General features: G+C 70.2%; 11 protein-coding genes. 7 read left to right on the forward strand and 4 right to left on the reverse strand.

Translation table 11 applies throughout. The annotated features are described in order from the left end of the window. Positions 1-137: 137 nt before the first annotated feature. Genes KCQ71_RS02495 through KCQ71_RS02525 form a run of 7 tightly spaced genes read left to right on the forward strand, consistent with a single transcriptional unit; the run spans position 138 to position 8,425 of the window. Positions 138-1,817, forward strand: a complete 1,680-nt coding sequence (locus tag KCQ71_RS02495) for an ABC transporter substrate-binding protein (RefSeq protein ID WP_223402483.1) — start codon at positions 138-140, stop codon at positions 1,815-1,817. Between the two features lie 34 nt (positions 1,818-1,851). Beyond that, a complete protein-coding gene (locus KCQ71_RS02500) occupies positions 1,852-2,787 on the forward strand; it encodes an ABC transporter permease (protein ID WP_223402485.1) in 936 nt (311 codons plus the stop codon). 12 nt (positions 2,788-2,799) lie between these two features. Then, the gene (locus KCQ71_RS02505) at positions 2,800-4,116 is read left to right on the forward strand and encodes a metal-dependent hydrolase family protein (protein ID WP_223402487.1); all 1,317 of its coding nucleotides are present in this window, start codon (positions 2,800-2,802) and stop codon (positions 4,114-4,116) included. Next, the gene (locus KCQ71_RS02510; protein WP_223402489.1) at positions 4,116-4,988 is read left to right on the forward strand and encodes an ABC transporter permease; all 873 of its coding nucleotides are present in this window, start codon (positions 4,116-4,118) and stop codon (positions 4,986-4,988) included. The genes KCQ71_RS02505 and KCQ71_RS02510 overlap by 1 nt, the downstream gene beginning before the upstream one ends. 7 nt (positions 4,989-4,995) lie before the next feature. After that, a complete protein-coding gene (locus KCQ71_RS02515) occupies positions 4,996-6,024 on the forward strand; it encodes an ABC transporter ATP-binding protein (RefSeq protein WP_223402490.1) in 1,029 nt (342 codons plus the stop codon). After that, positions 6,021-7,055 carry an ABC transporter ATP-binding protein gene (locus KCQ71_RS02520; protein ID WP_223402492.1) on the forward strand — a complete coding sequence of 345 codons (1,035 nt, stop codon included), beginning with the start codon at positions 6,021-6,023 and terminating at the stop codon, positions 7,053-7,055. Before KCQ71_RS02515 ends, KCQ71_RS02520 begins: the two co-directional genes overlap by 4 nt. Beyond that, a complete protein-coding gene (locus KCQ71_RS02525; protein ID WP_223402494.1) occupies positions 7,055-8,425 on the forward strand; it encodes an MFS transporter in 1,371 nt (456 codons plus the stop codon). The genes KCQ71_RS02520 and KCQ71_RS02525 overlap by 1 nt, the downstream gene beginning before the upstream one ends. Before the next feature lie 27 nt (positions 8,426-8,452). Here KCQ71_RS02525 and KCQ71_RS02530 read toward each other — a convergent pair whose 3' ends face one another. The 4 genes from KCQ71_RS02530 to KCQ71_RS02545 are packed head-to-tail and all read right to left on the reverse strand — an operon-like array spanning position 8,453 to position 14,108. Further along, positions 8,453-10,873, reverse strand: a complete 2,421-nt coding sequence (locus KCQ71_RS02530) for a DUF4127 family protein (protein WP_223402497.1) — start codon at positions 10,871-10,873, stop codon at positions 8,453-8,455. Between the two features lie 50 nt (positions 10,874-10,923). Beyond that, positions 10,924-11,868: a carbohydrate ABC transporter permease gene (locus tag KCQ71_RS02535; protein WP_223402499.1), complete on the reverse strand. Its 945-nt coding sequence runs from the start codon at positions 11,866-11,868 to the stop codon at positions 10,924-10,926. Beyond that, positions 11,858-12,784, reverse strand: coding sequence for a carbohydrate ABC transporter permease (locus tag KCQ71_RS02540; RefSeq protein WP_223402501.1), 927 nt, complete (start codon positions 12,782-12,784; stop codon positions 11,858-11,860). Before KCQ71_RS02540 ends, KCQ71_RS02535 begins: the two co-directional genes overlap by 11 nt. Positions 12,785-12,809: 25 nt before the next feature. Beyond that, on the reverse strand, positions 12,810-14,108 hold the full coding sequence (locus tag KCQ71_RS02545; RefSeq protein ID WP_223402503.1) for an ABC transporter substrate-binding protein: 1,299 nt from the start codon (positions 14,106-14,108) through the stop codon (positions 12,810-12,812). Positions 14,109-14,128 lie beyond the last annotated feature (20 nt).

The following is a 14,128-nucleotide window of genomic DNA, read 5'->3' on the forward strand; positions in this document are numbered from 1 at the left end:
GTCAACAGGGTGTTGCAGGCTCCAACAAACCCTTGCGCACTTCAACAGTCGTTTGTAGTCTCCAACACACTGTCAGGGTCCAAGGCTGACCTCGAGCCTGGAACACCGCTCGTCCATGACTCAACCAAGGAGTTCAGATGACTACGAAGCGTTCGCGATTCTGGCGAAGTGCGGCCACCGTGGCCGCCGGCTCGCTGATCCTCGGGGCCTGTGGCTCCGCCGAGGGCGACGAGTCGGGCGGGACCGGTGGTTCCGGGGATCCCGGATCCGAGGCCACCGAAGCGGGGGAGGGCGTCGCCGGGGGATCCGCGGTCTTCGCGGTCGACTCGCCCTTCCTCGGCTTCGACCCCAACGTGACCGCGGCGGCCCAGGACGCTCGGGTGCTGCGGCAGGTGTTCGACTCGCTGCTCTACCTCGACGACGAGGGTGGGTTGCAACCATGGCTGGCCACCGAGTGGACGGTCAGCGATGACGGTCTCGAGTACACGTTCACGGTCCGCGACGACGTGACCTTCACCGACGGCACACCCTTCGACGCGACCGCCATCTGCTTCAACCTCGACCGCATCAAGGACCCGGCCTCGGCCTCGATCTACGCGATCGGCCTGATCGGGCCGTACGAGTCCTGCACGGCCGGCGATCCGACCACCGCCGTGGTGACGATGTCCACGCCGTACGCGCCGTTCCTGAACAACCTCACGTCGCCGTTCATGGGAATCAACTCCCCGACGGCGGCCGCAGCGGCCGAGCCCGCGGACTACACCCTCGCGCCCGTGGGCAGTGGCCCGTTCTCCATCGTCAGCTACACGCCCAACGACCGCGTCGAGCTCGTCCGCAACGACGACTACGCCTGGGCGCCGGGCAATGCCACCCACACGGGAGCGGCCTACCTGGAGAACCTGACCTTCCAGATCATCCCGGACCCCACCGTGCGGATCGGGTCGGTACGCAACGGCACCGTCAACGTCGGCAGCAACGTGCCGGAGACGGACGTGGCCGCCATCGAGGGCGACCCGAACCTCGCCTTCCTCTCCCAGCAGCAGTCCGGCGCGCCGTACCAGCTGCACTTCAACGCCTCCCGGGCCCCGTTCGACGAGCTGGCCGTCCGCGAGGCGGCCCGCGCAGCGATGGATATCGACTCCGCCGTGAACGCCCTCTATCTCGGCGTGTTCGACCGGGCCTGGGGCCCGCTCGCGCCGACGACGCTCGCGTACGACCCGTCCGTGGAGGGTTCGTTCTCATTCGACGCCGACGAGGCCGGCCGGCTGCTGGACGAGGCCGGGTGGGTCCTGGGCTCGGACGGCGTCCGCACGCGCGACGGTGAGCGCCTGCGCATCACCTACCTGGAGGGCAGCCCGAACCGCGAGAAGCGCCAGGACGTGGCCACGTTCCTGGCCGCGAACCTCGAGGCGGTCGGGTTCGAGGTGGAGACCCAGTTCCAGCAGGTCGCGCCGCTGCAGGCCCAGAGCCAGGCCGGTGACTACGACATCATGGGCCTGTCCCTGGTGGCGGTGGACCCGAACGTGCTCTACCAGATGTACGACCCGCGGTTCATCCCCAGCCCGGGTCGCTCCGGGTTCAACCTGAGCCACACCGACGACGACGCCGTCACCGGTCTGGTCAACACCGGGCAGCAGCAGCTGGAGCCCGACGCCCGCGCGGAGATCTACGTGGACGCCCAGGCCGACGTCATCGAACAGGTCCGATCGGTCGCGATCTACGTGCCGACATACACCCTCGCCGTCAACGGACTCCAGGGCATCCGCTTCGACGCGGAGGGGTACCCGATCCTCTACGACGCATCGCTGACCCAGTGACCCAGGGCCAACCACCGACACCAAGGGAGGATTCATGGGCTTCGTCATCGCCAGACGCGTCCTGGCCGGCATCCCCACGCTGCTCGGCGTCACCGTCATCCTGTTCATCACCCTCCGGCTGCTGCCGGGCGACCCGATCTCGGCGATCCTGGCCGGGGCACCGGCCACCCCGGAGGTGGTCGAGGCGTTGCGCGAGCAGTTCGGCCTGGACCGGTCGATCCCCGCTCAGTACTGGGAGTTCCTGACCAACGCGTTCACGCTGAACCTGGGCACCTCGTACAGCACCCGTCAGCCGGTCTCGGAGATGATCGGCCAGCAGGTGGGCCAGACCCTGATCCTGGCGTTCGCGGCAGCCACGGTCTCCGCCGTGACCGGGATCGTGCTGGGCTCCCTCTCAGCGATCAAGCGCAACGGTGTGGTGGACGGCTTCGTCCGGGTGACGAGCCTGATCAACACCTCGATGCCGTCCTTCTGGGTCGGGCTGCTGCTGATCATGTTCTTCTCCTTCACGCTCGGCTGGTTCCCTGCCACGGGCTCGGGCAGCCTGAGCACCTTGGTGCTCCCTGCGATCACGCTCGGCCTGGCCGCGGCCGGCACGGTGACCCGGCTGGTCCGCAACAGCGTGATCGAGGTGCTCGGCGAGAACTTCGTGACGGCGTTGCACGCCAAGGGCCTGCGGTCCCGGCTGATCGTGATGAAGCACGTGCTGCGCAACGCCGTGATCCCCACCGTCACCGTGGTGGGCCTGCAACTCGGCGGACTCGTTGCCGGCTCGGTGATCGTGGAGACCGTGTTCACCCGTCAGGGCATCGGGCAGATGCTCGTGCAGGCGATCGGCGGCCAGGACTACCCGGTGGTTCAGGGCGTGGTGCTGGTGATCGCGGTCATCTACATCGTGGTCAACATCGCCGTCGACATCTCGTACTCGTTCATCGACCCCCGCGTTCGTACCGCGCTGGGCAAAGGCTGAAGGGACTGCACCATGTTCGTACTTATCGCGGATCGAGTACTGGCCGGACCGGATCTGGAGGTGATCAACGGTGGCGCCGTGATCATCGAGGATGACCGCATCGTCTGGGTGGGGCGGGAGGCCGACCTGTCGGCTGACCAGTACGCTCCCGACGCCGACGTCCGATGGCTGGGCGATGTCACGCTGATGCCGGGACTGATCGACGCGCACGTGCACCTCGCGTTCGACGGCTCGCCACACCCGGTCGCCCGGATGATGGCCGAGTCCGACGAACAGCAGGTGGCGCTCATGCTGCGCAGCGCCCGGGAGCTGCTCAGTGTCGGCGTCACCACCGCCAGGGATCTGGGTGCTCGGGGATACACCGATGTGGTGGTCCGGGACGCCATCGCGAACGGCACTGCCCGCGGACCGCGCCTGCTCACCGCCGGTGGTGCCATCACCACCACCGGTGGGCACTGCTGGTTCATGGGCGCCGAGGCGGACGGGATCGACGAGGTCCGCAAGATGGTGCGACGCCACCACAAGGCCGGGGTGGACGTCATCAAGCTGATGTCCACCGGCGGCAACATGACGCCGGGCTCGGCGCCCTGGCACGCGCAGTTCACCACCGACGAACTGCGGGCGGCCGTCGACGAGGCCCACCGGCTCGGCAAGCGGGTCGCCGCACACGCGCACGGCACCGAGGGGATCCGGCGGGCGCTCGAAGCCGGCGTGGACACCATGGAGCACTGCTCGTTCCAGACCGAGGACGGCATGGGCGGCGCCGACCCCGAGCTCGCGGACCGGATCGCGGCCTCGGACGTCTACGTGTCACCGACCTGCAACTTCCGGATGAGTGAGTTCCGGGTACTGATGAAGGGCCGCGACTTCGCGCTCGGCGAGCTCTACCGGCGCGGTGCGAAGATCATCGCCAGCACCGACTCCGGGATCGACAACACCCCGCATCACGGGTTCGTCGGCGGGTTGGTGGCGATGTCCGAGTTCGACATCCCGATCGCGGAGGTCCTGCTCTCGGCCACATCCCGGTCCGCTCGGGCCCTCGGCCTCGCGGACCGCACGGGACAGCTGGCCGCCGGCTATGAGGCGGACCTGATCGCCGTCGCCGGGGACCCGCGCACGGACCTGCGGGTCCTGGACGCCCTCCGCCTGGTCCTCGCGCGCGGCCAGGAGTTCACGCCAGACGCCCTGCCGGCGATCGAGCCGCTACCCGAGGACTTCCTCCCGACGTCCATGCGCAGCATGCTCGAGCACGACCACGGCGGGACCGGCTCACCCTCGGACGCCGTTGCCACGGTGCCCGAGCCCGAGCCCGCGGCGTTGGTGCGCTGATGGCGGCCGTCGATGCCGCGGCGTTCACCGAGGTCAGGGGCCTGCGGCGGCAGCTGCGCCGGACCGGCGTCTCGGTGAACTCGGCGCTGCTCTACGCCTCGTTGGCCTGGATGGCCATAGTGGCCCTCGCCGCACTCATCCCCGGTGTCCTCGCCACCGACGACCCCACCGTCCTGGACCCCGCGCGGGCGTTGCAGCCGCCAGGAGCGGGAACCCTGCTCGGGACCGAGCAGTACGGCCGCTCGGTGGCCACCCTCCTGGTGCACGGCGCCCGCAGCGCCATGGTCATCGGACTGCTCGCCACCACGTTCGGGATGCTGGTCGGCAGTGTCCTCGGCCTGATCGCCGGATACCTGGGCGGCTGGGTGGACATGGTCATCGGCCGGTTCATCGACATGCTGATGTGCTTCCCCGGAGTGCTGCTGGCACTGATCATCGCCGCCGCGCTCGGTTCCACGACCACGAACCTGATCCTCGCCGTCGGGATCGCCACGGTGCCCGGCTTCGCCAGGGTGATGCGCGGACAGGTGCTGACCGTGCGTGGGCACCTGTACGTGGAGGCAGCCCGCTCGAACGGGTTCAGCCCGGCCCGCACCGTGTTCCGGCACATCCTGCCGAACGCACTGGCGCCGTCCGTCGTGATGGCGACCGTCTCCATCGGGGTCGCGATCGTGGTGGCCGCCTCGCTGAGCTTCCTCGGCCTCGGTCCCCGCACCGAGGTGCCGGACTGGGGGCAGCTGCTCTCCCTCGGGCAGCCCTACCTGGCGAACTCCTGGTGGATCTCCACCTTCCCGGGTATCACCCTCACCCTGACCGTCATCGCCGTCAGCCTCCTTGGGGACTGGCTGCGCGACCGTCTCGACGTCGAGTAGGAGAACCATGACCACCACCGCGCGAACGATGCTCGCCCTGACCGGACTCCGGGTCGATGTCGACCGCCACGGCACCGCCATCCCGCTGGTCCGGGACGCGACCCTGCAGGTACGAGCCGGTGAGATCGTCTGCCTCGTCGGCGAGTCCGGCAGCGGCAAGTCCGTCACCGCCCGGACCATCATGGGCCTGACCCAGCTGAACCCGCGGATGAGCGTGGGCGGCAGCGCCGTCTTCGACGGCGACGAGCTGTTCGACCTCAGCGCCGAGCGGATGCGAAGACTGCGTGGGCGCGAGCTCGCGATGGTGTTCCAGGAGCCGCTGAGTTCCCTGGACCCGGTGTGGAACATCGACTCCCAGCTGCGGGAGGGTCTGCGCCGGCGGGAGCGGGTGTCCCAGAAGGCGGAGACCGGACGGCTGCTCGAGGCGTTGGCGGAGGTCGGCATCCACGACGGCTCCCGGGTGTTGCGCAGCTACCCGCACCAGCTCTCCGGGGGCATGTGCCAGCGCGTGATGATCGCGATGGCGCTGCTCGCCCGCCCGAAGCTGCTCATCGCCGACGAACCGACCACGGCCCTCGATGTCACGATCCAGGCGCAGATCCTCGAGCTGATCGACAAGTTGCGCCGGGACGAGGACATGTCCGTGCTCCTGGTCACCCATGACATGGGCGTGGCCGCGGACCTCGCCGACCGGGTGGTGGTGATGTACGCCGGCCGGGTCGTGGAGGACGCCTCGCCCCGCGATGCGTTCGCGCGCTCCGCGCACCCCTACACGAGGGGCCTGCTCGCGTGCATCCCACCGATGATCGGTGAGCGGCCCGAACAGCTGCCGGCGATCCCGGGCACCGTCCCGGACCCGTCGAACCTGCCGACGGGCTGCTCGTACCATCCGCGGTGCCCACGGGCCTCCGAGCGGTGCACGGTCGAGGACCCGCCCTTGACGAACGTGGCCGGCACTGCCGTCGCGTGCTGGCGCCCGGGCGACGTGGTGATCGGCGAGGACGAGCTGGTCACCGTGAGAGGACAGGCATCATGAGCGTCACGCAGGCCCGCACCAGCGACCAGGAGGACGTCGGCGTCCCCGACCCGATCCTCACCCTTGACCACGTCTCGAAGCACTACGAGGTTCGCAGCAGCTCGAACCCGTTCGTGCGCCCCGATCTCCTGCGCGCCGTCGACGACGTCTCCCTCGCCATCGGGCGTGGCGAGACGTTCGGGCTGGTGGGGGAGTCCGGGTCCGGGAAGTCGACCCTCGGCCGCGTCGCGGTGCGGCTCAGCACACCGACGTCCGGCAGGGTCGAGTTCGACGGCCTCGACATCTCCCACCTGGGCGGGACGAATCTGCGCCGGGTCCGACGGCATATGCAGGTGGTGTTCCAGGATCCACTCGGCTCCCTGAACCCGCGGATGGACGTCGGGGACATCATCGGTGAGCCGCTGCGGGTCTTCGACAAGGTGCGCGGCTCCGAGCTCGACGACCGGGTGGCGGACCTGATGCGCGCCGTCGGACTGGACCCGTCCCGGGCGAGCGCACGCCCGCGGGCCCTCTCCGGCGGGCAGCGCCAGCGCGTCGGGATCGCGCGGGCGATCTCGCTCAACCCCAAGCTGATCCTTGCCGACGAGGCGGTCTCCGCGCTCGACGTCTCGGTGCAGGCCCAGATCAGCAACCTGCTCGTTGACCTGCGCGAGCGACTCGGGCTGACGTACCTGTTCATCGCCCACGGACTACCGATCGTGCGCCAGGTGTGCCAGCGTGTCGGCGTGATGTACTTGGGCAGACTCATGGAGTACGGCACGATCGATGACGTGTTCGAGAACCCGCAGCACCCCTACACCCGCGCCCTGATGGCGGCGTCCCCGATCCCGGACCCCACCGTGCGGCGGGAGCGGATCGTGCTGCACGGTGAGCCGCCGAGCCCGTTGGACCTGCCGAGCGGCTGTCGGTTCCGCACTCGCTGCCCGATGGCTCAGGACGTGTGCGTCGACGTGGCCCCGCCACTGGTACAGCTCGGCAACGGGCATGCCGCGGAGTGCCACTTCGCCGGTCAGCTCGAGGCGGCCGCCTGATGGCGCGCATCGACGGCCGCAGCATCGGGGTCCTGATCGTCTCCAACCTGCTCGGTGGCGTGGGCGTGGCCTCCGGCGTGGCCGTCGGCGGGCTCCTCGCGGAGCGCCTCGGCGGCACCTCGATGGCCGGGCTGGCCCAAGCCGCGAGCGTGCTCGGTGCCGCCGTCGCGGCGGTGCCGCTCGCGGCGATGGCCACCAGGCGCGGCCGGCGCTGGGCCCTCTCCCTCGGCTACGCGTTCGCCGTCGTCGGAGCACTGCTGATCATCGCCTCCGCGGTGCTCTCCCAGCTGATCATCATGCTGGTGGGCCTCGGCCTGTTCGGCGTGGCGCAGGCCGTGAACCTGCAGTCCCGGTATGCCGCCGCGGACAACGCTCCTCTTGCGAGCCGCGCCCGGACGATGTCGATCGTGATCTGGGCGACCACCGTCGGCTCCGTGGCCGGCCCGAACCTGACGGCGGTGGGGGACCGGCTCGGACTCTCGCTGGGCCTGCCAGGACTCGTCGGCGCCTACCTGTTCTCGGTGGTCTCGTTCGCCTCCGCCGCGACGGTGCTCGCACTGTTCTTCCGGCCGGTGGCGGCTCCCGCCGTGCCGAGCCCGACGGCGGCCGTCGGCTCCGCGAGGACGCCTCGCCCGGTCGGGGCGATCGCGGCGCTGCGCTGGGCCGGACGCCACCCGGTGGCGCGGTTCGCGGTGGTGCTGATCGCGTGCGCGCACTCGGTGATGGTCATGGTGATGGTGATGACCCCGCTGCACATGCAGCACCACGGCATGTCCCTGGAGCTCGTCGGGATCGTGATCAGCCTGCACGTGCTGGGCATGTACGCGCTCAGTCCGGTGTTCGGGTGGCTGGCCGACCGGTGGGGTGCGGTGCACACCGCCATCGGTGGCATGGTGATCCTCGTCGTGGCGGTGGGACTCGGGTTCCTCGCTGCCGCGCTGGCCGCCGGGGGCGGAGAGCAGGCCGAGCACGGGGGCGGCAGCGCCCTCACCGCGGTCGCTCTGACAATCCTCGGGATCGGTTGGTCCGCCTGCATCATCTCGGCGTCGGCGCTGCTGGCCGGCGTCTCCTCCGACGAGGTGCGGATCCCGCTCCAGGGTGCCACCGACGCCGGGATGAACTACGCCGGTGCGCTCGCCGCCGCCCTTGCGGGACCGATCCTCGCGTTCGGGGACTTCCGGGGCGTGAACGTCGCCGCGGCGATCATCCTGGTTCCGGCCTTCGCGCTGGTGCTGCCGGCGTTGCGTCGGCACATCGCCGGGGACGCCGCGGACGCGGGCGATGCCCCCGGCGAGACCGGCGCGAAGGTGGCACCGCCGTCGGGCAGCACGGGCGACCAGCTCGCCGACAGTGCCCGCCCGCGACCCTGACCGGCGACCGCGGGCCCTCCCGTCAGCTCATCCGCAGGCGCCGACCGTGCGGCAGGTCGCCTCGAGCTCGTACAGGCGCACCTGTCCGTCCCGGGTGCCGGTGACCTCGAGGCGGACGGCCATGGCCACGACGGTCCCGAAGTCGTGGACCGGGGTCACCTCCGTGTTGCCCGTGGCGGACGCGACCTCGACCCAGGCGCCGTCCACCAGGGCGGAGATCGTGTAGTCGGAGAGCAGGTACCCGTTGTACTGGTGCAGGCCGACGGTGTCGACCGGCTCCGGCCCGGCGAAGGTCACCTCGAGCCACTGCGGCAGGCCCGCCGGTGAGATCCACCGGCTCGCGGTGCTCGCGGTGTTGCCGTCGATCGCCCGATCCGCGGCGTACTGGTTCCACTGCCCGGAGGCCTGCGCGCTCGCGCCCGAGGAGGCGAGGGCGACATTGCGCCAGGCGGCGCCGACGGTGCTGGCTGCCGATGCGGCGGATCCCACCCGCGGGGTCAGGACCACCTCGACCGCGGCGGAGGAGTCCGGGGCGAGCTCCGCCGTCGTCACCGGCACCGGCACGTCGAGGACCTGGAACGGCTGCAGCACCACCTGGCTCGGCCCCGGTACGGTCCAGCCGTCCGGTGCGGTCACGGTGACCGTGGCGTTCACCGGGCGCGCGGTGTCGTTGCGCAGCACCGCGGTCAGGTCGAGCGGGACACCCGCGCCCGGGAGCACCGACACGTGCGCCGGCAGCAGGGCCAGGTTGACCGGTTCGGCCGGTTGGGCGTCGGTCAGGGCGACCTCGGGCAACACGTCGAGCTCCTGGTAGCGCGGCCAGCCGAGCCGCAGCTCCAGCGACGTCAGCTCGGACACCGTCACGGTGTGCTCCCGGCGACCGTCGCTGCCGATCCGGACCGGCACGCCGGCGAACTCCTCGGCGAAGAACGCCCGGGCCAGGGGGTCGGTGCGCTCCACGGCGAGTGCGTTCGCCTCGTCGAACACCAGGGTCATGTGCTGCGGGTCGTCCCCGTTGCTCACCGCGTACTGGCGCACCGAGTCCCGCACGTTGTTGCGGTACAGGCCGGTGTGGATCTGCTCCTCGAGGAGCAGGCGCAGGTGGGCGTTCGCGGCGTCGGTGAGCACTTGCTGCCGCTGGCGTGGCACGAGTGCGTCCCGGGGGCCGTCACCGGCGGCGAGGGTTCCACCGGCCTGCAGCAGGGCGGCGCGGACCACGGACTGCGACAGGGCGATCCCCACGTTCCAGCCGGACCACCCGCCGAGTTCGGCGACGTCGATCCGGGGTGTCAGCAGCGAGTAGAGCTCAGGGTCGACGACCCCGGCGACCGCGTCGTCACCGACCGCGACGAGCCGGCCACGGGCCACCTCGGCGGCGATCCGGTCCACGAACGGGTCGAGGGATCCCGCCCCGGAGGTGTTCGCCATCAGCAGGACGTCCGCGTCGGGGGCGGCGCTGCGGTGCGCGCCGAGGGTGGTGATGTACTCGTCCACGAGGTCGTTGTACGGGATGTCCTGGTACGGCGCGGTCCACTCGGTGCCGGGCGTGCGGGACCACTCGACCGCCACCGACGGGTCCACGCCGAGCCGCTCCACCACCAGCTTCGCGGTGAGCAGTGCGCCGAGCACGTCCGCGCCGGGGTAGATCTTGACCCGGTCGCCGACGCCGAGCTCGGCGATCAGGGCGGCGAGTTGTTCCTTCTCCGCACGGTGCGGGCCGAACTCGCTCGCGTCGTCCTGCCCGAGGACCAGGAAGTCGATCGTGCCGGCCGCGGCGGCCTGGATCATCTCCCGGTTGATCTCGTGGTTGCGGGCCCGGGCGCACAGGTAGTCGGCCCGGATGTCCTCGGGGATCGACGCGGCCACCTCCTCGTACTCCGCGCGCAGGTCCTCCATGCCGAGGTTCTCGACCTGGTCCATCAGTTCGGCCCACCGGCGGACCGGGCCGGAGTACCTGCCGGGGTAGCCACTGGTGGGCTCGATCGTGAGCCGCTGGATCACGTCGAAGGCGTAGATCGGCTGGTCCGGGTCCTCGTCCTTGACCTCCTCGAGCACGCCGAGCCGGTCCTGCGCCGTGGCGAGGTCGGTGGCGCAGGTCCGGGACGCGACCAGCCCGCCGTAGGCGAGCATCGGCAGGGCGACCACGGAGGCGTCCGCCCTGCCGGCGCGCTCGCGCCACCACTGCCCGACGGCGTCCGCGTCGCCGTGGGTGAGGAACTCACCCAGGTACTCCGTGGGTGGGGCGATCGCGGTGTGGCCACCTGCCGCGGCGATCTCCAACGGGGTCACGGCGGGGAAGGGCCGGTCATCCAGCGGCACCACGGCGATCTCGCCGAGGGATACCGGCGCGCCCGCCGGTCCCGGTGGTGCCGCGTGTGCGGCGGGTGCCGCGATGAACGACGTGGCCAGGAGGGCCGTGGCCCCGAGGACAGCAGTGAGCAAGCGCATCTGAACCTTCTTCGGTCGTGTGCTTCGCCGGGCGCGAGGCGCCCGGCCGGTCAGCCCTTCAGGCCGGAGTTGGCCAGTCCTTCGATGAACTGTCGCTGAGCGGCGATGAACACGATCAGGACCGGGATCACGGTGAGGGTGGTGGCCGCGAGCTGGACGTTCCAGATCGGGCCGCCGTAGGCGTCCACGTACTGCGTGAGCGCCTGCGGGAGGGTGAAGTTGGACTTCGTGGACAGGTACACGAGGGGCTCGAGGTACAGGTTCCAGGACTTCAGGAACGTGAAGATCGCGACCGCCGCGAGGGCCGAGCGGGAAAGCGGCAGCGCGATCCGGGCGAAGATGCCGAACCGGCTCAGGCCGTCCATCCGGCCGGCCTCCTCGAGCTCACCCGGGAGGGTGACGAAGAACTGGCGCATGATGAACGTGGCCAGCACGCTCGGCGCCCCGAGGATCGGGATCACGATCAGTGGCCAGTGGGTGTCGATCAGCCCGGCCGAGTTCACCATCCGGAAGAGCGGCACGATCGTGACCTCGGACGGCACCAGCAGCCCCACCAGCACGAGCACGAACAGGGCGTTGGAGCCGCGGAACCGGATCCGCGCGAACGCGTATCCGGCGAAGGCTGCCACGGCCATCGTGCCCACGGTGACCAGCACGGCGATGTACAGGCTGTTCAGGTACTGCTCGGCGAACGGCTGCAGCTCGAAGACCTGGCGGTAGGACTCGATCGAGGGGGACTCGGGCCAGAGGCTGGGCGGAAGGCTCAGGATCTCGCTCGTGCTCTTCATGCTCGACGTGATCATCCACCAGATCGGGAACACGAACGGCACCGCGACCACGATCATCAGGAACACCAGCGCCGCGCGACCGAGCTGCTGGCTGCCGAACGGGCGCCGCGTGCGGCGCGCCGGCGACGAGCCGCGAGCATCGGCGACGGGCGCGGCCGAGGCGGGCGCCGCCGTCGGGCGCTCGGGCGTGAGTTGATCAGGACTCATGGAACACCCACCGCTTCCGGGTCTGCCACTGGAGCAGGGTCAGGGCCAGCACGATCACGAACAGCAGCACGGAGATGGCACTGGCGTACCCGAATTGGTTGAACTCGAAGGCCTGCCGGTACAGGTAGAACACGAGGACGGTCGTCGAGGTGCCGGGGCCGCCGTCGGTGAGGACGTCGATGAGGGCGAACGTCTCGAGCGAGCCGACCACCGTGAGGATCGCGACGAGCAGCATGGTCGGGCTGATCATCGGCAGGGTGATGGAGAAGAACCTGCGCCATGCGCCGGCGCCGTCGAGACGGGCGGCCTCCTGGATCTCCTCGGGCACGGACTGCAGCGCGGACAGGAACAGCACCATGTTCAGGCCGACGTTCTTGAAGACCTGCACCACGATGACCGAGATCATGGCCGTCACGTTGTTGCGCAGCCAGTTCGGCCCGGTGATGCCGAACTCCGCCAGGAACCCGTTGATGCCGTTGTCGGCCTGCAGCAGGAACCCCCAGACGATCGTCCACGCCACCAGCGAGACGACGACCGGCGTGAAGAACAGGACCCGGAACAGCGTGGTGCCGGGCAGATGCTGGTTGAGGAGCACCGCGAGGAACAGCGAGAGGGTGATGTTCAGCACCACGACGCCGAGCGAGAACCACAGGCTCGCGATCAGCGAGTCGTGCAGGGCACCGTCGCTGAGCATGTCCTGGTAGTTCTGCGGGCCGACGAACGTGAACGTGTTCGCCAGCACGTTCCACTCGTGCAGGGAGTACCAGATGACGGCGCCGAGGGGCACGATCACGAAGGCGAGCGCGCCGATGACGGCGGGCGCCACGAAGGCATATCCGGTGGCGGCGTCGCGCCGCCGCCAGGCGGACCGGCGCTGCGGCCGGCCCGCCTGACCAGTGCTGGTGATCGAGGTCATCTCGCTCCTGTGTTCCGTTCCCGCCTCAGCCCTCGAGGAGGGGCTGGATCGCCTCGCACACGTCGGCCGCCACGGCGGCGACATCCGCGTCCGCGCTCCACATGGCGTCCAGCGCGCCGCGCGCGGTGGTGTCCACCTGGGCGAAGTTCGCGTGCGAGGGCTTCGTGGTGGCGCCGCTGATCGAGTCCACGACGATGTCGAGCTGGGCCTCGCTGAACAGCGGGTTGCCGGCCGCGAGGGTCTCCGGGTTCAGCAGCGACTCCCGCGGCGGCGGGAAGTACAGGGACAGCGACGCGGAGTTCTCCGGGTTGGTGAAGAACGCCAGGAAGTTCGCCGCCGCCTGTGGGTTCTGGCCGGCGGCCAGCACGCCGACGCCTGCCTGGCCGACGATGTTCTCCTGCTGGGTGGGGCCGGCCGGCAGCGGGACGATGTCCCAGTTGAAGGAGCCGTCGAGGGAGGACGCCCGGGAGATCTGCGTGATCGTCATCGTCGTGTCACCGGCGAAGAAATCCGCGCTCGTGCCGGGGCCAGGGATGGCGTTCTTGGCGAACACCGCATCCTGGTACCACTCCAGTGCTGCGACCATCTCGGGGGAGTCGAACTCGCAGGTGCTGCCGTCCGCGCTCCAGGGCTGCGCGTCCCAGCCGCCCCAGACGGTGGCGAGGTTGGTCCAGTTCATGTAGTCGAAGTCGCGCACCACGAGGCCGGCGCCGCCGAGCGCGGCCACGGATGCCGCGGAGATGTCGCGTGCGGCGTCGTAGGTCCACCCGCCGGAGGCGATCAGGTCGGCCGGGTTCGGCTGGCTCGCGGCCGCGAGCCGGTCCGTGTTCACGAACATCACGAACGGCGAGTTGGAGAACGGGTAGGCGTACAGGGCGTCGCCGTCCTCCCAGAGCTCGAGGGCGCTCTCGCCGACGTCCTCGAAGTCGTAGCCGTCGGTGCCCGAGAGGGTCTCGCGCACGTCCACGAGCGCGCCGGAGGAGACGAACTCGGGGGCGTTGGACTCGAAGATCCAGGCGAGGTCGGGCGGGTTCCCACCGGCGAGCTGGGTGGTCAGGCTGGTGGTGTAGCTCTCGAACGGGATGGTCTCGAACGTCACCGAGGAGACCTCGTCCGGGTGGTCGGCGACGTAGGCGTCGGCGATCTCCTGGAACAGGCCGAGGTGGTCCTCGGATGCGGTCCAGACGGTCATGCGCAGGTCGACGGGACCGGCGGCGGGCTCGTCACCGTCGTCACCACCGGAGCAGGCGGCGAGCGCGGTGGTGCCGAGGGCGCCGATGCCCACCATGGACAGGAAGTGACGGCGGCGGATCTGGGGACTCATGGGTTGCTACTCCTTGGGGG

It is taken from the genome of Occultella gossypii (assembly GCF_019947135.1).
In the GTDB taxonomy this organism is placed as follows: Bacteria; Actinomycetota; Actinomycetes; order Actinomycetales; family Beutenbergiaceae; genus Occultella; species Occultella gossypii.